We start from the raw sequence: 23,517 nt of genomic DNA on the forward strand, positions 1-23,517 counted from the left end.
CCTTCGCCTTTGATTTCATCGTCTTTTTCTTGTCCCTGGAATCCATACCTATAGGATTTAGAGTCTTTATGACGATTAGGTTGTAGCATCCCAAACGGATAGTAATCAAAATCTTGTTTACATCAGTATTTAAAAGAACTTCGTCAATTTTTATGAGAACGAAAATAACCATTTGTTGTTAAAATCAACAATTATTTTATTGCTTTTATAACATCAGATATATATTCTTGAAGAGTAATAATTATTCATTTTTTAAATAAGAATTATCTGCCTTAAATGTATTATCAAAATAAATACAGATTTATGATGTGATACTGTTAAAGATCAAAAAAAAAATAAAAAAAAGTTCCCAGTCCCGAAAAATGAAACTCAGGGCTCGTATTCTTGTACTGTGAAAAATGATGTAGTGTTAGATTAAGCATGAGTTTTATGAAGTTTAGGTTAGTGTAAAAGCGTGATGTAGAGTGATTTGATGTGTTTAATTAATCGAATAAAGGGTGTGGAAAATGTATAGAGAGCTAGTTTTTTTAAAAAAAACAAACCTCTTAAAGTAAAGTTAAATCTTAACTTTTTAACAACTTAAAAATGAATATATTTGCGACTTCATTTTTTACAAGTATACAAGGTGTTGTATCTGTGTATGTTTTGTTGAGGTGAATTTAAAACACTGGTTATCAATATTTTGAGAAGAATTCGTGATATGAGTTTTTAGATTTTTTATAGTAGTCGTTGATGTAACCTACTAAGTCTGGGTGTAGTATAGAATAAATAACGTTTTAAGAACCACAATGGTTCGAAAGTATTGTAAAAGAATGCAAAAAATAATATATATAAGTATCGTATTCATCTGCCTGTTGAGTTGTAAAACTTCACAGGAACTGTTTAATAAGAAAAATATTAGTACTACCGAGTACAAAGAAAGCTTTCATATTACAGATGATGAACCAAAACCAAAAGCTGGAGTAAAGTACTATTGGTTTAAATCCAGGAAAATACAGGCTACACAAAGTGATTATGCAGGAGAGTTATTGGATGGGTTATATACCAAGTATTATTACTCTAATGAATTAGCTGAGAAAGGCAATTTTAATAAAGGAAAAAAGATTGGTATCTGGAAATCGTGGTATAAAAATGGCCAATTAGCAACGGCAGAAAATTGGAACAGCGGGATATTAAATGGAAAATGTGTGTTCTATGATAGTATTGGTAATGTTATATCAAAGGGGAAATATACTAGTGGTAAACGATCGGGGAAATGGATTTTCGTGCAAAAAGGAGATACTATAGATTATAGTAAAAAAGTACGTAAAGAAAAAGATACACTAAAGCCAGGGTTTTTTGGTAGACTATTTAAAAAGAAAGCCAAAGATTCTGTATCTACTAAGGAGAATAAACCAGGGTTCTTTAAAAGACTTTTTTCTAAAAAAGATAAAAATAAAGCAACTTCCAAAAAGGCAAAAAATAATAAAACAAAGGTAAAAGGGAATACTAAAAAGGGAGCTAAAAAAACAAAACAAAAAAAGACACCTAACGATAAACCAAATTTCTTTCAACGATTATTTGGTAAAAAAGAAAAGGATAATACGTGATAAAAGCTGGTTCTATAGCATATGCGATACTAATTTGTATTGTAGTAGGGATATTTTGTTATTCACTGTTACTAATGAGTGGGTATTCTAAAATACATCAGGGAATGCTTGATGCCCATGCCGAACTAGTATCTAATAATGAATCAGCACAAGAGTATTTTCTTGCAAAAATAGAGGATATCGAAGAGAAGGGAATTACCATAGATGTTTTTGATAATGGCATGATTTCATCGGGTAGTATAAAACCATGGGGGTTTTATAAAGTATTATTAACCACTTCTGTTTTTAAGAAAGATACTATAAAAAGAGCTGCTTTGATAGGGCAGTGGCAGAAGGAAGATGCGCTAGCACTATACCTTTCAGATGCTTCGAAACCTTTGTTTATGGTTGAGAAAGCTAAAATAACAGGTAATGTATTTTTGCCAAAATCAGGTATAAAAGCAGGGTATATAACTTCTAACGCATACCGAGACACAAAATTTTTGTTAGGAACAAAGCGTAACTCAAAAACAAGTTTGCCAAAAATCGATCATATAGATTTTGCTTACGATATTAATAATGTACGTCAGGTTAGGCTAAATGATATAAAAGATGATGTTCTCTTATATAATAGTTTTAGTAAGCAGACACTGGTTATAGAAAGCGATACTATAATCATAAATAATAAAAAGCTTTCGGGGAATATTGTTATAAAATCCAAAGACTCTGTCTATATCAAGAAGAATAATGTATTAGAAGATATTATTATAGATGCTCCAAAGGTAGCTTTTGAATCTGGTTTCATTGGTAATGTTCAGGTGTTAGCAGAAAAAGTGGTAGGGCTTGAAGAAAATGTAGTTTTAAAATACCCATCAGGTATTTTGATGAATACAGGTAATGTGGATAAAAGAGAAGTTACTATAGGAAAGAAAAGTAAGATTCTGGGAGGAGTTGTGATAAATGATATAAATAGAGGATTAGATAAGATCGTTACCGTAGAAGAGGATGCCGAAGTAATAGGTGATATCTACTGTAGTGGAAAGTTGCAGCTTAAAGGAAATGTAATAGGTACAGTATATACCAGTAACTTTTACCTTAGGACAGAGGCTTCTGCTTATGATAATTATATTTTGAACGGAACAATTGATAGGAAAAGCCTTCCTGATGAATTTGTAAGGATACCGCTCTTTAAAAATAAAAGTGAATACTTTAAACCCTATGCAATTATTAAACAAATATAAAGTAAAAGCAGGGTCTGTTATAGAATCGGTAATTGCCATGACCATCATTGCGATTTGTTTGTCTATGGCGCTTATAATTTATAGTAGAGTATTAGGTTCTGATCATAGTATTGCTCATTACCAGGCTCGACAAAAGGTAAAAGAATTGTTTTGGGAAACAAAAACCGAAAAACAATTTATAGATGAAGATTATGATTTTGAATCTTTTACAGTAGTAAAGAAAGTAGAGGAATTAGAAAAGAGTACAGGATATAAGGTTGTATTTACGATAAAAGTACAGTCAAAAAAAGAAACGTATCAATACATTGTTAAAGAGTAAAAAACATATACGATTACAAGCATTTACGATGCTGGAACTAGTCATTGGCATGGTGATATCGTCATTGGTAATTACAATGGTATATGTTATTTATGATAATTTATCAAGGCAAGTAGTGGTTTATGCAGATCAACAAGATGATTTGATGGCGTATAACCAGTTTCAAAACCTTTTTTCAAAAGATGTTCAACTTAGTAAATCTATAGATATAGATGATGATAAACATATTATACTAGAGGTATCAAATAAAGAGGTTCACTATTTTTTCAGAACAGAAAAAATAATCAGGAAAGCAGAAGCTGTAGATACTTTTAATATAAAAGTTCTGGAGGTTGAACTTAACCAAAATGAAAAAATTGAAGAAAAATACCAACTCATAAAACTTAAGATTGAGATACTAGGAAAAAGTTTTGATTTTTTTGAATCAAAAGAAATTTCTCTTGCATCGAGAATGAATAATTATTTGCTGGATGAGTATTAATATTTCAACATATAAAACAAAAAATGTCACTAAGACAAAGAAGAAAAGCAATAGCTTTTTCTCTAAGGAAGTGAGCTTTGGTAATCGTTTTTCTGATAAAGATAAAATGGATTTGTATAAAGAACTTTCTGTTTTATTAAACTCTGGTGTAGATTTTAGAAAGGCACTCGAAATATTAAAAGACCAGCAAAAGAAAGAGAAACATAAAGATCTGATACAAGCGATAACAAAAGAAGTAGTACAAGGTAAAGCCTTATTCGAGGCGTTACGAGATTCTGGAAAATTCTCTCCGTATGAATACTTCAGTGTTAAAATTGGAGAAGAAACCAGAAAATTGGACGAAGTATTATTAGAGTTATATCAATACTTTGATAGAAAAGTAAAAATGAGAAGGCAGTTGTTATCTGTTTTTACATATCCTTCGTTTGTATTGCTGTTAACTTTTGGAGTGCTTTATTTTATGATGAAGTATGTCGTGCCTATGTTCGCTACTGTATTTAAACAGTTTGGAAAAGATTTACCAGATTTAACTAAAAAGATTATTTACGTTTCAGAGCATTTTTCGACCATAAGTATAGTTTTTGGTATTGTATTAGTCTCGATAATTGCTTTTCATTTTTACTTTAAAGACCATACTTTTTACAGAAAAGCAATATCCAATGTAATTATACGCCTCCCGTTTTTTGGTAAACTGGTAAGAAAAATATATATCACTCGTTTTTGTCAATCACTAAGCTTATTATTATCTGCAAAAACTCCATTAGTTACTTCTTTGGATTTAGTGCAGCGTATGATATCTTTTTATCCATTAGAATCAAGTTTAGATATGATCAAAAAAGAGGTGACAAAAGGAACTCTTTTTTCAAAAGCATTAGCCAAACATTCTATATATGATTTTAAATTGGTTTCACTTGTTAGCGTAGCTGAGCAAGTAAATAAATTAGATGATATGTTTGAGCGATTGGCTAAGCAATACGATGAAGAAGTACAACATCAAACTAAGATGATTGGTGTTATTATGGAACCATTAATAATTGTAATTATAGGTTTGGTTGTGGGTACAGTATTAATTGCAATGTATTCACCTATGTTTGATTTAAGTAAAATTATTCAACCTTCTTAAAAAAGGAAAATGAAAATAAAAATGAACACCTGTAAAAAGGGGTATGTAAAGGCATATTCGATGTCAGAATTGGTAATTGTATTGTGTATTATTGGGATTTTGATACTATTGGTATTACCAAATCAAACTGCTGTAGTATCACAAGCAAAAGCTATTGAAGCTCAGAGCATGCTAAACCATTTGTATGGATTAGAGAAAAGCTATTTTTATAGAAATTCTAAATATACAACCGATTTTGAAGCCTTAGGTTTTGAGCCAGCACTATCTATTAGTGAAGGAGGACAGGCTGTGTATAGAATTGAAATAACAGAGGCATCTACTAATTCGTTTAGAGCCAGAGCAGTTTCTTTATCAGATTTTGATGGGGATGGTAGCTTTAATACCTGGGAGATTGATCATAATAAGCTATTAAAAGAAACGGTAAAGGACTAATGATATACATATTAGTATCTATTTTATTTATCTCTTTTGGGATGATGTTATATCAGGATGTCAAATATAGACATATACACATCGGGCTACCTATTTTGGTGTTTGCAGTGAGTATGTATATGAATAAAGATGTATTAATTCTTTTTGATAGTCTGAAATCATTACTATTTATTGGTATTAATTTTATTTCTATTGCGGCATATTTTTCCATTAAACAATCAAAAATTCAAAACCCATTTAAACAATATATTGGTATAGGAGATTTAGTGTTTTTAATTGCTGTAATCCCTCTCTTTTCATTTAGAAATTATATGCTGTTCTTTATTTCGGGGATGATATTGTCTTTAATATTGTATGCTATATTTCAGAATAAAAGTGAGCAAAACACAATACCACTAGCAGGATACTTGTCACTTTATATCATTATAGTAATGATTCCTAATCTATTTTTATCCACTAATATTTTTTACGACTTTATCATTTGAGCACTGATACCAACATACAAATATCTGTAGAACTAAAGCAGCTTATTAATGCTGATTTAGCACATCATTATAGTATTATTCCAAAGAACAATACCGAAGATGTGATGGAACTCTATATTGATGCAGAAAAAGTAAATTCTCAAATCAAGGAAGAACTAGAACTGTATTTGGGAAAACCATTGAAGTTTGATGAGATTTCATCAGAACGATTAAATAAGGCACTATTTGTTTATTACAGGAAGAATAACAGGGATCAGGAAGTAACACAAAGCATCTCTACTGTAGAAAGTAGTTTTTTGGATAATTTGATTTTTGAAGCCAAATCTATTGGTAGTAGTGATATTCATTTCGAGGTATATGAAGAAGAAGCAAGAGCAAGATTGCGTATTGATGGTGTTTTAGTTGAAAAGTATAAAATTCCTAAAGAGAGTTATTTAGAATTGGTGAATAAGATCAAAATAGAATCTAATCTTGATATCACAGAAAAAAGATTACCACAAGATGGAAGGATAGATTATAAAGATTTTGATATTAGAGTTTCTATATTACCCACATTACATGGTGAAAAAGTGGTGATGCGTTTGTTAGGAAAAGATGCTTCTAATATTAGATTAGAAGACTTAGGATTGGAGTCAGATGAAAAAGAAAAATACCTTGAAGCTGTAAAAAAGAATAACGGTATTGTATTGATTAGCGGACCCACTGGATCTGGTAAAACAACAACACTATATGCTACGCTAAAACTTCTTAATGATGTAAAAAGAAATATTGTAACCGTAGAAGATCCGATTGAATATACGTTAAAAGGAATTAACCAAGTACAACTTAAAGAAGACATAGGGCTTACTTTTTCTTCGGCATTACGATCATTTTTACGGCAAGATCCAGATATAATTATGCTTGGAGAAATCAGGGATGCCGAAACAGCTAAAATGGCCATTAGAGCATCGTTGACAGGGCATTTAGTGTTGTCTACAATACATACTAATTCTGCACTGGGAACGATATCCAGATTAGTCGATATGGGGGTTCCCGCATTTTATATTGCAGAAACCTTAAACCTGTCTGTTGCTCAGCGATTAGTTAGAAAACTCTGTTCACATTGTAAAAAAGAAACTCCTTTTAATGAAGAGGAACTACCTAGAAATTACAAACTTCCGAGAGCCATATCAACACATCATATGCCGGTAGGATGTACAGAATGTTATTATACAGGATATAAAGGCAGAAGAGCAATCTATGAAATTGTATCGATTACAGATGATGTAGTTAATGCCATTAAAAATAATAGTCATAATCTAGAACAAAATATAAGTTATAAATACCAAAGCCTCGCGGATAAAGCTTTTAATTTATTAGAAGAAGGGGAAACTTCTCTCGAAGAAATTTATTCGCTGCTAATCAAAGCTTAATTATGAAGAAACTTTTATATTATATAGTATTAATTTGTATAATTCCACTTTCGTATGGACAACAGGACATGCAAAAGATTGAGGAACAAATTAATGCATATGCAGAAGATACTCCCGAACTTAATGAAACAATACAGATTGATGTTTCGGGGCTTACACTATATGATTTTTTAACATCTGTTGCTATAGAACACAAATTAAATATAAGTGCAGATCCGGATCTTAATCAGATTGTATCCAGTAGTTTTTTTAATGTTCCTGTTAAGGATGTGTTTCTTTTTGTGATTAAAAAATACAACCTGAGTATAGAGTTTATAAACAAAATCATCGTTTTTAAGAAAACTATAAAACCAAAAGAACTTCCTAAACCAAAAGTGCTTAAAGAAATAGACGTCACTTACAATAGTCAAAATGATTTTTTAGCTATAAAACTTAAAAATGATTCTTTACCTCGCGTAGCTCAAAAGATTACTGATGTATCAGGTAAAAATGTAATCTTAGGCCCTAATGTGAAAAACGAAAAAATTTCTGCTTATATCTTAAATAGACCATTTGATCAGGTAATGGAGATGATGGCTAAATCTAATAGATTAATAATCACTAAAGATGATAATGGGTTTTACTATATAGAAAAAGATCAAGTACTACCAGCAGGTACCACTACTGGATCATCAAGAAAAGGTAAAAAGACCAGAACTCCAGAGTCATCTGCAGAAATAACGGTTTTACCAAGCGGATTTTTGAGTGTTCAGGCATTTGATGCCGATATTACTTCGCTAATATTGGAAGCAGCAGAAAAACTCAATGTAAACTATTTTATGTATGATAAACCTGCAGGAGCTACAACAACATTGGTGGTAAACGAAATTACTTTTGATGAGCTTTTGGATCATGTTTTTATGGGTAAAAACAGCACGTATAAAAAAGCAGATGATTTTTACCTTATTGGAGACCAAAATGGAGAAGGCCTCAGAAGTACTGAACTGATACAACTAGAGAATAGAACAATAGAAACTGTTTTAGAAACATTACCTAAGGACTTAATAGAAAATGTAGAACTTAAGGAGTTTATAGAACTTAATGGATTCGTAGTTTCTGGGTCAAGACCAAGAATACTGGAGTTAAAAGAGTATATAAAACAAATTGATAAAGTGGTACCTATGATCCTTATAGAGGTACTCATAGTACAATATCAAAAAGGGTATGATATTCAAACCGGGATTAAAGCGGGGATAGATAAAAAAGAAAGAGTTACTTCTGGAGTTTTATTTCCACAAGCTGAAGTTAATTTAAATTCATCTTCTGTAAATAAATTGATTGATGCCTTTAATGGGTTTGGTATTTTTAATCTTGGTAAAGTAGCAAAAGACTTTTATCTTAATTTAAGAGCGTTAGAAAATAATTCTATAATCAGATTACAATCGACTCCTAAGATTTCTACACTAAGCGGTCATGAAGCAAAAATTTCTATCGGAGAAACTAATTATTACTTCGAACAAAATAATAGGTTAATTAATAATGGCGTTGGTAGTGATATTTTGCAGTCAGGTCAATGGAAAGCTACAGATGCTAATTTAAGTGTTAATATAAAACCTTTTGTCTCTAAAGATGAACAAATAACACTAACTATTGTTGTAGAAAAAAGTGCCTTTTTAGGAAGAGCAGGAGAGAACGCTCCACCGGGAAAATCGACCCAACAATTTGAGTCTTTGGTTCGAGTACGAAATGGTGAAATGATACTCCTTGGAGGATTAGATGAATTAGAAAAAGAAAACTCAGGAACAGGAACACCATTATTATCTAGAATACCAATAATAAAATGGTTTTTTAGTAGTAAAACCAAGAAAAAGAAGAAGTCAAAATTACATGTATTTATAAAACCGACTGTTGTTTACTAATGTTAGAACAGATAAAAAATAGTATCCTTAAGCCTTTTCAGGAAAAACAATATGCTATTGTAGGTGTAGTATTGGGAGATATTCCTATGTACAATGTGCTTATTATAGATAAGAAATCTGATGCTTTGTCGATAGAAACTTCGTTTTCTACAGAAGATTTTGAGGTTGTTAAAGATAAAGTGAATACATCGGTTCCCTTACTTCTCAATTTTTATGGAAAAGGTATTATAAACAAACAAGTTTCTGCAAAAGGAAACTATTTAAAGGAGGTATTGTTTAATGCTTCTATTGATGATTTCTATATTTATGAACTACATCAAAGTCAACAAAATTTTATTTCAATTGTAAGAAAAGATGTCTTAGAAAAATTCTTTGCACTGTTTTTAGAAAATAAATATTTGGTTGTAGATTATAGTATTGGCCCTTTTGTTGGAGTACTATTTAAAGGGTTATCTAATGAGTCATCAATTATTTCTGCCGATTACGAATTGAGTTTTGATGAGAATTATTTGATAGAAACTCAGAAACTAGATACTATTACAAAGGAATATATCTTGGGAGAAGAGAGGATTAGCAATACTCAGGTTCCTTTGTTTTCTACACTACTTCATTATTTGTATCCTTCAGATGATTTTAGCTATGAAGCAGAGTTTTTAAAACAGAATAAAAAAGAAAATGTACTTAAAAAGACATTCAATACTGTAGCTACTGTACTGGGGATTTTTTTCCTATCAGCCTTATTGATTAGCTATTTGTTATTGAATTATTATAACGATAAGTATGTAAGTTACGAATCTCAGTTATACAACCTTAATGATACTTATAATCAGGTTAAAAAACTAGAAAACGAAAAGCAAAACAAAACAAAAATACTTCAGGAATCTGGAATCTTAAGTCAGAATTTTCTTTCTTTTTATATGTATCGTATTGTAAATTCTATTCCTAATAATGTGGGACTTAATAGTCTAAAGGTAAATCCTACACAGAAAAAGATTAAGAATTTTGAAAAAATAGTATTTGAAACAAATACCATTATTATTAATGGTAATTCTAGTTCGAGTATGCCAATTAATTCTTGGGTTAAAGAATTAAAGAAAGAAAAATGGATTTCCAAAATAGAGATTTTGGATTTTAGTAAGAGTAGAAATAAAAAAAGTGAGTTTACTTTAAAAATCGTTGTGAAATGAGTCATAATAACTTAGTTAATATTTACCTAAATGATTATTGGCGAATTCCATCTGACCTGTAAAAAACAATAAAACAAACAGATAAAATAGTGTTTGCAAATCTAACATATAAACAAAAATTAATTGGACTTATAGCAATAGGAATATTGCTATTCATGGCAGCGAATAAAAGATCTTTTAAAATCACTCGACAGGCTTATGATCAGGTTCAAGAATTAGAAGACAAATTAGAGTATGTAAATTCATCAACGACCGATGTTACTCAAACACAGGTAGAATTAAAATTTTATGATAAAATAATAGGTAAACAGGGCATAGAGCCCGAAGAAATACAACAACAAATACTTGATTTTACATCATCTTATGATAATGTATATGTTTTTAACTTAGATGAAATTCATATAGCAGAAAGTAATGGTTTTAATGTAATTAGTAACCAGTTAACGCTAGAAGGAGATTTTAATGCGCTGTTAGAAATTGTGTATGCATTTGAAAGAGAATTTAAGTTTTCAAATATTGTTAGCATTTCATTTACAAAAGAAAAAGAATTCCAAACACGGAAAAATAAATTAAGAGTAAAGATAATATTTCAGAATTATGAAAAAAATAGTTAGTATAGGTATAGTTTTTAGCAGTTTATTTCTGTTGATAGCATGCGATGATGTTCTCGAAGAAGATATTACAGATGATTTGGTAACAACCGTAGCACCAAAGGATAAAAGTAATCTGGATGGTAATTCGGTTCAATTTAGATGGGATGAATTAGGAGATGCAGATGATTATAGAATACAAGTAGTAGAAGAAGCCACACAAAGAAACGTGTTAGATTCATTAGTTAAGGGTAATAACTTTACATATGGGCTTAATCCCGGCGAATATAGCTGGAGGATACGAGGAGAAAATTTTGCATATACTACAGCCTATAGTTTCCCTATTTCTTTTACACTTTCTGTATCAGACGATTTAACAAACCAAACTGTATTTTTAACGTCACCATCAGAGAATTTTTATACGAATAAAGATGCTTTAATATTAACCTGGGATAGAATTCAGTCAGCGACTACATATACTGTAGTTGTTGATAAAACTATCCAAGGCAATACAGCTACAGAAATACAGACTCCTGATTTAACCAATAATAACTTTACACTTAACTCTACAGTTTTAAGTGAAGATGCAATTTATACCTGGAAAGTAAAAGCCATAAATGATAATAGTGAAACCGAATTTTCAACGAGAAAGATTTTTTTAGATACCCAGGCACCTAATCAACCTACATTGGCATCACCTAATAACGATGCAAAAGGGTCATCTCCTATTACTTTTACCTGGAATATACCTAGTGATACTGGAGAAATACAATCTACATTATCCAGCGTTATAGAAGTAGCAACAGATAGTGGTTTTGCAACCATAATTGAAACCGTGCCGACGAGTTCGAACTCTCAGGGAATAACATTTTCTAATTTAGGAGATTACTATTGGAGAGTGAGAATAGTGGATCAAGCAGGTAATAAAAGTACGTATAGTGAAGTTAGAAAAATAACGGTTGAGTAAATAGAATCTACTTATATCATTTTAACTTTGAAATCGTGTGTATAGAAATTGAATTTATTTTTTAACGAAGAATAAAAGAAAAAGAAACAATTTATTAGTGCTATTTCAAAGTTAAGATGGTATTAATTATAATTTTTAGGCTAGTGAATAAAAAGATTTTAAATAGCGTTTTGATTTTTTTCATGCTTATCATCTGGGCAATTGTTTTTAATAAAATTTTCAACTTTTTTGGAAACAATACAGAAGAAGATAGCATGTCGGTCAATCCAATTACTATTGTAGATCCTAGAATGAATTTTTCAAAAGATACTTTTAATCTTAGAAAAATTGAAAGAGATCCTTTCTTAGGAAAGTATACGACTTCTAGAGCAAAAAAACGTAAGACAAATACGAAATTAGTGCCTAGACCTAAGAAAACAAATAGTGCTCCTAAAAATAATATCAAAAAACCATGGCCTAAATTAAGCTATCATGGTTTTGTTAAAGGAGCCAAAAGTACTTCAGAATTAATCTTAATTAGAATGAATAATAAGTTTTATAAGATTAGAGAAGGGGAGATGCTAGAAGATATTTCGGTAAAAAAAATCTATAGAGATTCTATAATAATAAAAAGAAGTAAGGAAAATAAAACCGTATTAAAAAGTAAATAACAACTGGGTGTAATTTGGTATTATGCCTAGAATACGTTCTGCCATTAAGAAAATATTCCATACCATCCTTTACTCTCTATATTCTAAAAAGTATATTCTTAAGCTGAGTTCGGTGCAAGAAAACTGCGTCAGGTCGAGTGTTTTCTTGGCTTGCAAAGACAAGAAAATGTGTCGAGAATAAGCTGTTTTCCAACAAAAACCTAATCTCGATACAATTTTTCTTCATTATATTTCTAAAAATCACTCGATTTGACGATTTTTATTACCCTCTAAATTCAAAGTGTAAATGGTATTAGATCGAACTTACGTTCTTAAGCTCTTTAAGAAAAGCTTTTATTGATTTTGATAATTAATAAACTGTTAAGATGTTATTTTTCGATAAAAATTTCGACTTATAATACACCAATCAAACGATTATCGTGTTTATAGAATTTACACCAGAAATAAATAAAGTATACTTTATAAATCAATATACTTTTTTCCAGGTTTTATCTGGTAGTGGTGGTATTCAAGTTGATTTTAAGAATTACTTCGATTGGCAAAATAAAGCCATTTATCTTGAAAAAGGACAATACATAAAATTTCTCTCAGATGACTTCTTGATTCAAAAAATTGAATTTCCTGATAAAACGGTTTTTAGAAATAAAGAGTTTAGAGTGTTATTTAAACATCTTATTTCTTTGGGGTACATAAATTTTGATGAATCCAATGATTTCCAAAAAATAACAAATCAAATTGATTATGATATAGCAGTAGATCGCATCATAGATGTTTCTGCAGAACAATGGTATTACCAAAATCCATTTCAGGCAAATAAAGAGGAGTACCGAATTATTTTTGATACAAAGGATATTATTGATACACAATATTCTAGTAATATTAATAATAGAGAACTCACGGCTTTGATTGATGAAAACGGATATAATATTCAGTCTTTGATAAAAAATAAAATAGGAATTTCTTTAAAATCTCTCTTATCGGGTAAAAAACTATTAGAAAGCAAAAAAGAGATTGCTTTTACTGATAAAAGTATTAAAGAAATATCTTATGATTTAGGGTACAATGATCCGGCATATTTTACCAGAGTTTTTAAAAATAATGTTGGTAGGAACCCTCAAGAATTTAGAGAGAATTTTGATTATCAAAATAGAGATCTTTTCTCTCAGAGTATAATCGAACTTCTTCAGCAATATCATACTAAAGAGAGAACCCTCAACTTTTATGCTTCAAAAATGAATCTTTCTCCAAAAGTACTTTCCAGGAAAGTGAAAGATAAAATGCAAACTTCTCTGGGAAAACTTATTAGGTGTGAGATGATTAATACATCAAAATCTCTTTTGTCCAAAAGCCTTACTATTAAGGAAATTTCATTGGAGTTAGGTTTTGAAGAGCCTAATCATTTTTCTAACTTCTTTAAGCATTATACAGGAGAATCTCCATCACATTTCAAGAATAAAAAGTACAAGAACTAGTCCTTTTTTTGTAGTCCTCTTTCCTTGATATATCCAGAAATTTGTAGTGTAATTACAAAACAATATTTGTTTAATCATTTAAAAATAAAAACAATGGATATTAAAGCATTAGCTACAGAAATGGATAGTATTGTTACACAAGGAGCAATAGTAGATGCAGTAAAACAATTTTTTGCTGAGGATGCTACAACCTCTGATTACAATAATCTTACCACCAAAAACAAAGCACAAATGGTAGAAAAAATGGAAGGTTTTGCCAATTCTATTAAAAAAGTAAATGGTATCACTCATCACCATACGATAGTAGACGGTAATGTTTCAGCTTCAGAATTCACATTTGATTTCGAGATGACCGATAATAGTACAATTTATTGGCATGAAATCATTAGACGAATATGGAACAATGACGGACAGGTTGTACAAGAAGAATATTTTAATGCTTAAGATGGAAAATATGAAACTAAGAATTATTACACCTACGCTACATGGTGTAGCCGATTATTCGGCAGCAGTAGGTCTTATAATATTGCCAATGCTATTAAATCTAGGAAATTCTTCAGGAATAGCATTTTGGTTTTCGATTATAACTGGGCTTGCGGTAATTGTGGTTAGCGTACTTACAAATTACAGGTTAGGGATTGCAAGAACAATTCCATATCAAGGACATCTGGCAATAGATCTTTTGGTAGCGATCACATTTATGATACTTCCCTTTTTGTTTGATCTAAAAGGAATAGATGGGTATTACTATTGGGTAAATGCTGCAGTAATTTTTCTGGTAGTCTCTTTAAGTGAAATCGAATAACAATTTTAAAATTATACATATGAAAACTTTTAAAAATATAAGAATAGCAATAGTAGTAATGATAATAACGACCATGACTATTACTGCGCAGGATAAGAAAGGAAACAATATTGATAACAGTAATATAGCTTTGCAAGGGTATAGCCCTGTATCATATCTGGATCTCGGTATTGCACAACGAGGAAACAAAGAATATAAATCTGAACATGAGAAGGTTGTGTATTATTTTACATCTAAAGAACAAAAATCCAAATTTGATAAAAACCCTAAACACTACTTACCAGAGTATGGGGGATTCTGTGCATTTGGAATATATGCTGGTGCTAAGTTTAGACCAGACCCAAATAAGTTTGTGGTAAAAGATGGAAAATACTTTTTGTTTTTGTATAACATAGAGCTAGACGCACAACAATTATGGCTTGCAGAAAACAATCATAAAAAATTAGTTATAAAAGCTAATGGTAATTGGGAGAAGCTTCGTAATACATATAATTAGAGGTTTTGATACTTTTCTTTAGTCTAGTAGAAAAGTTCTAACCGGTGTGATTAGTTTTTCTTTTGGAGAACACCTTGGCTAATTCGTTAGGGTGTTCTTTTATACATGAGATAAAACATCAAACAAATCTTAAATAAGTTAAGTGAAACCATATTATTTTATAATTTAATAATCAATTTATAAAACGTAATATCAATTATGCAAAAATTATTGTCTTTAATTTCAAAATGTAATGAATGTGCAGCGCAATTAGAATTAGGGCCAAGACCAATAGTTTCAGCACATACCCATAGTAAAATAGTAATCATAGGTCAAGCTCCCGGGAGTATTGTTCATAAATCGGGAATTCCATGGGATGATAAAAGCGGGCAAAATTTAAGAGCCTGGATGGGAATTGATGATGAGACGTTCTATAATTCACAAAAAATAGCACTTGTACCTATGGGGTTTTGTTACCCGGGAAAAGGGAAATCTGGAGATCTCCCTCCTACAAAAAAATGTGCTCCCTTGTGGCATCAACAACTATTGACCAAAATAGAAAATGTAGAGCTTGTACTACTCATTGGCAAATATGCTCAAGAGTACTATCTGGGTGATCGATTAAAAAGAACACTAACAGATACGGTAAAGAATTACAAAGAATATTTGCCAGATTATTTTGTATTACCACATCCTTCGCCAAGAAACAATATTTGGCAGGCAAAAAATGAATGGTATAAAAAAGAGGTTATACCTCGGTTACAACTACAAGTTCAATCAGTCCTCAAGTAATTAAGAGTTCTGGTTTAATTTGATAATTATCAACTCATTTCATTAAGATTAAAAAGTGGTGTTAAAATGTAATTGCAATTTTTCCAATGGTTTTTCCTGATTCTAATTTTTGATGAGCTTCTTTGAGGTTTTCAGTTGTAAAACCAGTAAGGGTGCTATTGAGTGTTGATTTAATTTCATTGTTTTCAAGCATTGCAGCTATTTTGTTTAAGATATGATGTTGTTCAATCATATCTTTTGTTTGATACATGGATCGTGTATACATTAACTCATATGATAAGGTTATACTCTTAGATTTAAAAGATCCGATGTTGATATGATTATCTGGAGATTCTGCAATAGTACATATGTGTCCCTGTGGGTCAATTAATTCGATTATGTTTTTCCAGTGGTCAGAAGTTCCCGAAAAATTTAAGATATAATTTACGGTATTGATTCCTAATGCATGTACTTCTTTAATAAGGTTATGATGATTAACAACATGATCGGCTCCCATATTTTGACACCACAAACGACTCTCAGGGCGAGAGGCGGTAGCTATAACGGTTAAATTGGTTAATTTTTTGGCTAATTGAGTTGCAATAGAGCCAACACCACCTGCACCGCTAATAATTAGTATAGTTTTTCCTTCTCCTTCTCCTGGGGTTAATTTTAGTCTGTCGAACAATGTCTCCCAGGCAGTTAATGAAGTTAAAGGCATAACTGCGGCTTCAGCATCAGAAATAGTATTCGGTTTTTTGCCTACTATACGCTCGTCTACTAATTGATATTCGGCATTAGATCCTGGACGTGTAATATCTCCTGCATAAAACACTTCATCACCAGTTTTAAATAAGGTTACTTTGTCACCCACCGCTTCAACAATACCTACAGCATCCCAGCCTAATATTTTTGGAGAGTCTAATTCTTGATTTTGCACGCTGTTTTGGCGAACTTTATAGTCCACAGGATTCATTCCTATTACTTTAATTTTCACCAATAGATCTTGCCCTTTTGGTACAGGTCGTTCTGTTTCGAACTGAATTAGGCTATTTTCCTCGCTTATTGGTAATGATTTTTTGATTCCTATTGCATTCATGTTATATATGTTTTAATAATTTATAGCAAATTTATACCTTTGTGAAGATTGTTTAGTAGTATATTTTTTCGTTTTAAATGTAAAAATGCATAATTATGGATAAAAATAATTTATATGAACCTTTTTCGATAGCTTTTGAGACATTGGATCAATCTCCAGTGCATGAGCACAAAAACAGTTTTTTTGAATTGGTTTATATTTTATCTGGTACAGGAACTCAACGCGTAAATAAGAACGAATTTCTATATCATCCGGGGCATATGCTTTTATTAACTCCAACAGACATATCTTCTATAGAAATCAATACAACTACACAATTTTTCTTTTTGAGATTTAATGATATTTATATTAAATCAGGAAAGATAAGTGCGGATAATATTCAACGATTAGAGTTTATTTTAAAAAATGCAAATCATCAACCAGGTTGTATTTTAAGAAACCTTACAGACAAAACATTGGTTAAACCTATGGTAGAGGCTATGATACGCGAATATGTTAACAGGGACTTATATAACAAAGAAATTATACAGCAGTTAGTGAACACATTAATTGTCATTGTTGCGAGAAATATTGCAAAATACCTTCCTGATGTGATAGATGCAGGAACAGAAGAAAAAGCGATGAATATATTACAATATATACAAGAGAATATATATGATCCTACCAAATTGAGAACAGAAGAAATTTGTCATCAGTTTGGTATTTCTAAAACCTATCTTGGCCGTTATTTTAAAAAACATACCAAGGAAACGCTACAGCAATATATTACTAATTACCGGGTTCGATTAATAGAAAACAGGCTTCAGTATAGTGATATGCGCATAACTGAAATTACTGATGAACTAGGTTTTACAGATGTTAGCCATCTTAATAAATTTTTTAAAAAGAATAAAGGAATTAGTCCCACAAGGTATAGGAAGGAACTTGTGTAGGGTTGTAATTATTTTACCGTATAAAACCTATATACCATTTTTTCTGAAAGATATGCAGATCACAATTTCCTGTAAAAAATATGCGCATCTACATATCCTTTTTCAAAATGCCTAAACCCATCAGGGATTGTTCCTATAATCTCAAACCCATTGGCTAACCATACTTTTATTGCAGGTTTATTGGTGCTAACTACAAGATTAAACTGCATAGCATTATACCCTAGTTTTTTTGCTGAATCAATAGAGTGAGCACAAAGCTTATGGCCAAGGCCCATTCCTCTTTTTTGATTGTCAACCATATATGAAGCGTTTGCAATATGATCTCCATAGCCAGGTTGATTAGGTTTTAAAATATATGCACCTATAATTTCTTTTTCTACTTCTGCGACAAAACAATTATTATTTAGATTTATCCAACTGTTTTCAATGTGTTCTCGGGAAAAACTATTATCATAAGGGAAATAGATTTTTTGATCTACAACTACTTTCCACAGACTCCAAATTCTTTCGAGATCTTTTTTATTTGCAGGTCGAATATGTATTTCAGGTTTTTTCATTATAATTTTGGTTATAATTTATTTTTTTAGATCTGTTATTTTCACAATGTGCTAATTTAAATCTGTATTCTGTTCATAATGTTCCAAAATCATTTGGAAGAAAATTTTAGAAGCTTTTTTTTGATAGTTGCCCTTAAGATACCGTATTGCAGATCGTAATTTAAGTTTCTTTTTGTTTATAGGAATACTTTTGAGGGTAGGTAAATATTGTGTAGTCGATTTTGTAAGAACAGTTGCCCATTTTCCGGTTTCAATAAGTCGAATTAAAGTAGGGATATGGTTTAATTCTATTTGATAATGATACGGAAATTCGTTTGTTCTAAATGCCTTATCCAGAACTTTTCTGGTTGTAAACCCCTCTGCAGGCACAGCTAGTTCCATAGTGTTAAGCTCTTCGATACTAATTTGTTTCTTATTAGCTAACCGATGTGATTCGTGTACTACTAACATTAAATAGGATTGAAATAATGGAATAGTAGTAATCATCTGATCATCTGTTGCTTTATTAAAGGATAAAATAAAATCCAACATACCCGATTTGAGTTTTTCCATTAATTCATCTGATGTGCCAAAAAAAGCCTTAACCTGTATTGAAGGGAATTTTGTAGAAAAAGATATCAGTGTTTCTGTAAACAAATTAGTTAAACCATAGGTTACTCCGATATGTAAAGTTCCCGATTGCAGGTTTTGTAAATCTTCTATTAATTGTTTGGCATTTTCAGCGTTTTTAAGAGTATGCCGGGCACGGGTTAAAAATAATGAACCAGCTTCAGTAAGTTGTATTCTTTTTCCTATTCTATCAAAAAGAGGAACTCCTAATTCCTGTTCTAAAAGCTTTATTTGTTGAGAAAGTGCACTTTGTGTTATGAATACTTTATGAGCGGCTTCTGTAAAATTTAAACACTCTGCCGCCTTAACAAAATAGTTTAACTGGCGTAATTCCATTATTAATAAGTTTTACTAATGTATATGATAAGAAAATAACGTTTTACTAATGTAAAAATAATTTTGAACTTTGTACTTCAAATCTTTTATAACTTATAAGAAAGAGGAGACAAATAAAGAAATGAAAACAAAAGCAGAAAGAAATACAAGACGTTATAAAGAGATTCGAAAAGCGATCTTTATTCCTGGTTTGGCTGCTTTTTCACAGTTCTATATGTTTCAGCCATTATTACCATCATTAAGCGAAAGTTTTTTAGTTTCTCCGGCTATCAGTAGCTTGGTTGTCTCATCTTCTATGATTGGTATTGCTTTAGGGCTTTTTATGTTTGCTTTTTATGCAGATATCCTACATCGCAAAAAATTAATGCTGATTGCATTATTTCTATCTTCATTAATCACGATACTCTCGGCAATCTCATGGAATTTTAATGTGCTGGTCGTTTTTGGTTTCATAAAAGGGTTTTTATTGTCGGGAGTAATAGCGGTTGCTATTGTTTATATTTCTGAAGAAGTTGAGGTAAGAGATGTAGGGATTATCATTGGGATATATTTAGCCGGAAATGTATTAGGTGGTATGTGGGGGCGTGTAGTAGCAGGTTTAATTTCTAGTTGGTATGATTGGAGAATAGCGACATTGTTTATTGGAGGTATAGGAGTGATATTAAGTATCTTTTTTATGAGACTTTTGCCACAATCCCTAAACTTTAATCCACAAAAAGTTCAAACATTTCAGAAGATAATGTATATGAAGAGCTTTCTTAAAAATCCATTGTTTTTAGGAGTTTTTATTTTAATGATCCTAATGATGGGCACTTTTGTAAGTATCTATAATTATTTGAGTTTTAGACTAGAAATGCCTCCTTTTTCACTTCCTCATTATATTATTTCTTTATTATTTCTAATCTATATTACAGGAGTAGGAGGAACAATAACAATTGGAGCATTGACACATCGAATTCACTCTTTTCGTATGCTTAAAATCTTATTAGTATTATTTCTAATAGGAACATTAGGTTTACTAGTAGAAGAGTTGTGGTTATTAGTATTAGGTTTAAGTTTGCTTACTTTTAGTTTATTAGGGATCCAAACTGTGGTAAACAAGATAATATCTCAATATGCAGTTGAAGGAAAAAGCACTGCAAATTGCTTATACTTAATATGCCAGTACATGGGAGCAGGCGGTATAGGAAGTTTAACTGGGCATATAGTATCAAAATGGGGATGGTCTAATTTTATTTTTACTTTGATAGGACTCATTCTTTTTTCATTACTATTATTTATAATATGTGCAAGGCAGTATACTAATACGTTTAAATTAACAAAAGAAATTTCTTAGGAAAGATCATAAAAATAGTATAGTCTAGTTTTAAAGAATAAATTTATTTAATATGCTAAAATCTAATTACTTATTATTTATAATTCCGGCATTAATATGGGGATCTACTTGGTATATCATTAAATATCAATTAGGAACTGTAGATCCTATAGTTTCTGTTGCCTATCGATTTGGATTAGGAGGTATTATATTATTGGGGTATTCTAAGATTAGAAAACTTCCATTATCATTTACAAAGCAGCAACATTTTTTTATTGCTTTACAAGGGGTTTTATTATTTGGAACAAATTATTGGCTAGTATACTTATCAGAACAATATCTAAGTAGTGGGTTAGTGGCTGTAGCATTTTCTACATTAATTTTTATGAACATAGTTTTTGGCGCAATATTTTTAGGAGATAAAATAAAAAAACAAATCATAATAGGAGCTGTCTTCGGGCTTTTAGGGACAGTTCTGATATACCAGACCGAGTTTAGAAAGGTGGATTTAACTAATGATCAAATCAAGGGATTGATATTTTGTATTTGCTCAATCATTTTTGCTTCTTTAGGAAATATTACTTCTTCAAATAATCAACGCAAATTTAAACTCCCTGTTATTCAAACCAATGGTTTTGGGATGTTATATGGTGCAATAGCTATGTTATTAATAGCCTTGTTTAGTGGGAAATCGATAAGTTTTGACACTTCATTTTCTTATATTTCGTCACTAGCATATTTGACAATTTTTGGATCCATCATTGCGTTTACCTCTTATCTTACCTTAATAGGCAAAATTGGAGCAAGTAAAGCAGCCTACGTTATTGTAGTGATACCAGTAATTGCCTTAACTATTTCTACCATTTTTGAAGGATATAAACCGGATGTGTATGCTTTTATAGGGATTGTGCTTATCATTTTTGGAAATGTACTTGCATTGAGAAATAAAAAATAAGCTGACTAAATTCTTATCGAGTTAAAGAAACTACATAAACAGATATCAAAACATACTAATTTCCAGATTTGCTATATGAACCAGTCATCTGATAAATATTTTATTTGGTCTTTCTTTATCAAGAAAATTGTAAAGAAATTTAATAAACAGGATAAAGAAAAATTTCTGGAAGAAATTAAGAAAAGGAAAGATTATATGGACTAAAAAAACGCTTCATACCCTTTAAAAATATTACTTTTGATTAAAAAATATAGTTCGTAATGTCTCGACATTATATTTCCAAAATCATATATAAGCCTTATCCTTATCTATTTCATCTCAAAAGAAATTTGATAATTGCTTTTGTACTTGGGATGTTGATTTATATTGTTAATGTATTAGCAATAGACAAAAGTTATGTAGACATAAACTTTGTGCTCTCAAAACCTCTCCTTTGTACACTAGCAGGATTAGTGACCTTTTTTAGTATTCTCTTAGTACTCGAAATTATACCTCGGATATTTTTTAAGCCTGATTTAAAGGAAAACTGGACCGTAGGAAAAGAATGCCTTTTAATCGTTTCACTTCTTTTTGTAATTGCTATATTTAATAATATACTGTCTCTTATGATCAGTAAGGAGCCTTCTAACAGTATAATACTACATTTTTTAAACTCATCGCTATATGTTGTTCTACTTGGGATTGTTCCGGCTTTTCTTCTTGTATGGATCAACTATACCATTCTTTTAAAAGAAAACTTAAAAAAAGTCTCCTTATACAATGAACAACTCGAATCTAGAATTATATTTACAAAGAGTGAAGTATCCGATATTATAAGAATACAAACTAATAATAAAAACGAAGTTCTGGAGCTAGATATTAGTTCCTTCTTATTCGCTAAATCTGAAGGGAATTATACAGATGTTTTTACCAAAACGTCTGGTAAAGTACAATGTAAACCATATCGACTTACAATTCAAAAGCTTGAGGAAGAACTAGGTAGTTATGCATTTATTATTAGTACGCATCGATCGTATATCATTAATATAAAAAACATTAATACGACTTCTGGGAACGCCAGAAATTATCGCATTAGCTTTGAAGGAGTCCCTCATGAAGTTCCTGTGTCAAGAAATAAATTTCAAACTTTTAAAGATGCCTTTACTATTAAAAAAGTGTAACCTTATCAAAGATTACACTTTTAAAAATTGTGATTATTTAGGATGTTTTCTATAAGGTATACCCTATACCTAATCCTACGAAAAATCGAGAATCGAAATCTGCAGGTCTGTTTCTTCCTTTATCTAATATTCCTTTTAAAGAGACCCATGCAAATGCACTAACACTAAAATTATTAATGTTGTAACCTAGAGATTGAGAAAAACCGTAATTAAAATACACATATTCATTTTTGTATTTTTCATATACCGAATACTGTGGTATTTTTAAAGTTCCTTTAGACTTCAAATGCGTTGCTCCTATAAAAGGTTCTAGCGATAGGTAGAGTTTTTTCTTATTAAAAGGATAATAAGTAATATCAAAAATAGAATACAATCCTATATCTCTTGTATATCCATCTACATAATCAGTAAATGAATTATCTGTTTCGTTTGTGTAACTATTTTGATGAGCTACACCATACGATAACGTAAAATGTTTGCTATCTAAGCACATTAATTTTCCTTTAAATATATAACCATAGTTTTTCCCATAACTGGTATTCAGTATATCATAAGTATATAAAAATTCTAATTTCCAGCGTTTTTGATTTGATCCTTTGTTTTCCTTTTGCCCCTGAGCCAAAACAGGAAAGGCAAGAATAAACAAAAGGACTATTACATAGTTTTTCATGATGTCGT

26 protein-coding genes are annotated in these 23,517 nt (G+C 30.7%); 22 read left to right on the plus strand and 4 right to left on the minus strand.

The annotated features are described in order from the left end of the window. Positions 1 to 812: 812 nt before the first annotated feature. From DG435_RS07870 to DG435_RS07955, 18 genes are all read left to right on the plus strand, one after another. Positions 813 to 1,589 carry a toxin-antitoxin system YwqK family antitoxin gene (locus DG435_RS07870; RefSeq protein WP_106795052.1) on the plus strand — a complete coding sequence of 259 codons (777 nt, stop codon included), beginning with the start codon at positions 813 to 815 and terminating at the stop codon, positions 1,587 to 1,589. Next, a complete protein-coding gene (locus DG435_RS07875; protein ID WP_159025803.1) occupies positions 1,586 to 2,809 on the plus strand; it encodes a hypothetical protein in 1,224 nt (407 codons plus the stop codon). The genes DG435_RS07870 and DG435_RS07875 overlap by 4 nt, the downstream gene beginning before the upstream one ends. After that, a complete protein-coding gene (locus DG435_RS07880; RefSeq protein WP_106795050.1) occupies positions 2,787 to 3,128 on the plus strand; it encodes a hypothetical protein in 342 nt (113 codons plus the stop codon). Before DG435_RS07875 ends, DG435_RS07880 begins: the two co-directional genes overlap by 23 nt. Beyond that, positions 3,115 to 3,609, plus strand: coding sequence for a type II secretion system protein J (locus DG435_RS07885; RefSeq protein WP_254519197.1), 495 nt, complete (start codon positions 3,115 to 3,117; stop codon positions 3,607 to 3,609). The genes DG435_RS07880 and DG435_RS07885 overlap by 14 nt, the downstream gene beginning before the upstream one ends. Next, positions 3,599 to 4,732 carry a type II secretion system F family protein gene (locus DG435_RS07890; RefSeq protein WP_106795048.1) on the plus strand — a complete coding sequence of 378 codons (1,134 nt, stop codon included), beginning with the start codon at positions 3,599 to 3,601 and terminating at the stop codon, positions 4,730 to 4,732. Before DG435_RS07885 ends, DG435_RS07890 begins: the two co-directional genes overlap by 11 nt. 9 nt (positions 4,733 to 4,741) lie before the next feature. Beyond that, complete coding sequence (locus DG435_RS07895; RefSeq protein ID WP_199852736.1) at positions 4,742 to 5,164, plus strand: type II secretion system protein; 423 nt, start codon at positions 4,742 to 4,744, stop codon at positions 5,162 to 5,164. Further along, a complete protein-coding gene (locus tag DG435_RS07900; protein ID WP_159025801.1) occupies positions 5,164 to 5,649 on the plus strand; it encodes a hypothetical protein in 486 nt (161 codons plus the stop codon). The genes DG435_RS07895 and DG435_RS07900 overlap by 1 nt, the downstream gene beginning before the upstream one ends. Further along, complete coding sequence (locus DG435_RS07905) at positions 5,646 to 7,061, plus strand: GspE/PulE family protein (protein WP_106795046.1); 1,416 nt, start codon at positions 5,646 to 5,648, stop codon at positions 7,059 to 7,061. Before DG435_RS07900 ends, DG435_RS07905 begins: the two co-directional genes overlap by 4 nt. A 2-nt stretch (positions 7,062 to 7,063) precedes the next feature. Beyond that, complete coding sequence (locus DG435_RS07910; protein WP_106795045.1) at positions 7,064 to 8,959, plus strand: type II secretion system protein GspD; 1,896 nt, start codon at positions 7,064 to 7,066, stop codon at positions 8,957 to 8,959. Further along, positions 8,959 to 10,146, plus strand: a complete 1,188-nt coding sequence (locus DG435_RS07915) for a PilN domain-containing protein (protein WP_108840581.1) — start codon at positions 8,959 to 8,961, stop codon at positions 10,144 to 10,146. The genes DG435_RS07910 and DG435_RS07915 overlap by 1 nt, the downstream gene beginning before the upstream one ends. A gap of 89 nt (positions 10,147 to 10,235) precedes the next feature. Continuing rightward, the gene (locus DG435_RS07920) at positions 10,236 to 10,760 is read left to right on the plus strand and encodes a hypothetical protein (RefSeq protein ID WP_159025829.1); all 525 of its coding nucleotides are present in this window, start codon (positions 10,236 to 10,238) and stop codon (positions 10,758 to 10,760) included. Then, a complete protein-coding gene (locus tag DG435_RS07925; protein WP_106795179.1) occupies positions 10,744 to 11,703 on the plus strand; it encodes a hypothetical protein in 960 nt (319 codons plus the stop codon). Before DG435_RS07920 ends, DG435_RS07925 begins: the two co-directional genes overlap by 17 nt. Positions 11,704 to 11,885: 182 nt before the next feature. Continuing rightward, positions 11,886 to 12,353, plus strand: coding sequence for a hypothetical protein (locus DG435_RS07930; RefSeq protein WP_106795178.1), 468 nt, complete (start codon positions 11,886 to 11,888; stop codon positions 12,351 to 12,353). A 419-nt stretch (positions 12,354 to 12,772) separates the two neighbouring features. Then, positions 12,773 to 13,825, plus strand: coding sequence for an AraC family transcriptional regulator (locus DG435_RS07935; protein WP_108840582.1), 1,053 nt, complete (start codon positions 12,773 to 12,775; stop codon positions 13,823 to 13,825). A gap of 93 nt (positions 13,826 to 13,918) precedes the next feature. Further along, the gene (locus DG435_RS07940; RefSeq protein ID WP_106794453.1) at positions 13,919 to 14,269 is read left to right on the plus strand and encodes a hypothetical protein; all 351 of its coding nucleotides are present in this window, start codon (positions 13,919 to 13,921) and stop codon (positions 14,267 to 14,269) included. After that, a complete protein-coding gene (locus DG435_RS07945) occupies positions 14,202 to 14,630 on the plus strand; it encodes a hypothetical protein (protein ID WP_234387163.1) in 429 nt (142 codons plus the stop codon). Before DG435_RS07940 ends, DG435_RS07945 begins: the two co-directional genes overlap by 68 nt. A 19-nt stretch (positions 14,631 to 14,649) precedes the next feature. Beyond that, positions 14,650 to 15,126 carry a YHS domain-containing (seleno)protein gene (locus DG435_RS07950; RefSeq protein WP_106794418.1) on the plus strand — a complete coding sequence of 159 codons (477 nt, stop codon included), beginning with the start codon at positions 14,650 to 14,652 and terminating at the stop codon, positions 15,124 to 15,126. 198 nt (positions 15,127 to 15,324) lie between these two features. Further along, on the plus strand, positions 15,325 to 15,897 hold the full coding sequence (locus tag DG435_RS07955) for a uracil-DNA glycosylase family protein (protein WP_106794419.1): 573 nt from the start codon (positions 15,325 to 15,327) through the stop codon (positions 15,895 to 15,897). Between the two features lie 61 nt (positions 15,898 to 15,958). Here DG435_RS07955 and DG435_RS07960 read toward each other — a convergent pair whose 3' ends face one another. Next, complete coding sequence (locus DG435_RS07960) at positions 15,959 to 16,975, minus strand: zinc-binding alcohol dehydrogenase family protein (RefSeq protein ID WP_106794420.1); 1,017 nt, start codon at positions 16,973 to 16,975, stop codon at positions 15,959 to 15,961. Positions 16,976 to 17,070: 95 nt separating this feature from the next. Between DG435_RS07960 and DG435_RS07965 the strand changes: the two genes are divergently transcribed. After that, positions 17,071 to 17,907: an AraC family transcriptional regulator gene (locus DG435_RS07965; protein ID WP_024771084.1), complete on the plus strand. Its 837-nt coding sequence runs from the start codon at positions 17,071 to 17,073 to the stop codon at positions 17,905 to 17,907. A 59-nt stretch (positions 17,908 to 17,966) separates the two neighbouring features. Here the strand turns inward: DG435_RS07965 and DG435_RS07970 are convergent, their stop codons facing one another. Further along, positions 17,967 to 18,464 (minus strand): GNAT family N-acetyltransferase, encoded by a 498-nt coding sequence (locus DG435_RS07970; RefSeq protein ID WP_106794421.1) that lies wholly within the window; start codon positions 18,462 to 18,464, stop codon positions 17,967 to 17,969. 51 nt (positions 18,465 to 18,515) lie between these two features. Beyond that, complete coding sequence (locus tag DG435_RS07975; RefSeq protein ID WP_106794422.1) at positions 18,516 to 19,409, minus strand: LysR family transcriptional regulator; 894 nt, start codon at positions 19,407 to 19,409, stop codon at positions 18,516 to 18,518. 121 nt (positions 19,410 to 19,530) lie between these two features. On the opposite strand from DG435_RS07975, the gene DG435_RS07980 reads away from it, so the two are divergent. From DG435_RS07980 to DG435_RS07990, 3 genes are all read left to right on the plus strand, one after another. Beyond that, complete coding sequence (locus tag DG435_RS07980; protein WP_106794423.1) at positions 19,531 to 20,745, plus strand: MFS transporter; 1,215 nt, start codon at positions 19,531 to 19,533, stop codon at positions 20,743 to 20,745. A gap of 52 nt (positions 20,746 to 20,797) precedes the next feature. Then, a complete protein-coding gene (locus DG435_RS07985; protein WP_106794424.1) occupies positions 20,798 to 21,679 on the plus strand; it encodes a DMT family transporter in 882 nt (293 codons plus the stop codon). A gap of 260 nt (positions 21,680 to 21,939) precedes the next feature. Further along, the gene (locus DG435_RS07990) at positions 21,940 to 22,839 is read left to right on the plus strand and encodes a LytTR family DNA-binding domain-containing protein (RefSeq protein WP_106794425.1); all 900 of its coding nucleotides are present in this window, start codon (positions 21,940 to 21,942) and stop codon (positions 22,837 to 22,839) included. Positions 22,840 to 22,888: 49 nt separating this feature from the next. On the opposite strand, the gene DG435_RS07995 is transcribed toward DG435_RS07990, so the two are convergent. Further along, positions 22,889 to 23,509, minus strand: a complete 621-nt coding sequence (locus tag DG435_RS07995) for a hypothetical protein (RefSeq protein WP_106794426.1) — start codon at positions 23,507 to 23,509, stop codon at positions 22,889 to 22,891. Between the last annotated feature and the right edge of the window lie 8 nt (positions 23,510 to 23,517).

The sequence above is a fragment of the Aquimarina sp. Aq78 genome, from assembly GCF_900299525.1.
In the GTDB taxonomy this organism is placed as follows: domain Bacteria; phylum Bacteroidota; class Bacteroidia; order Flavobacteriales; family Flavobacteriaceae; genus Aquimarina.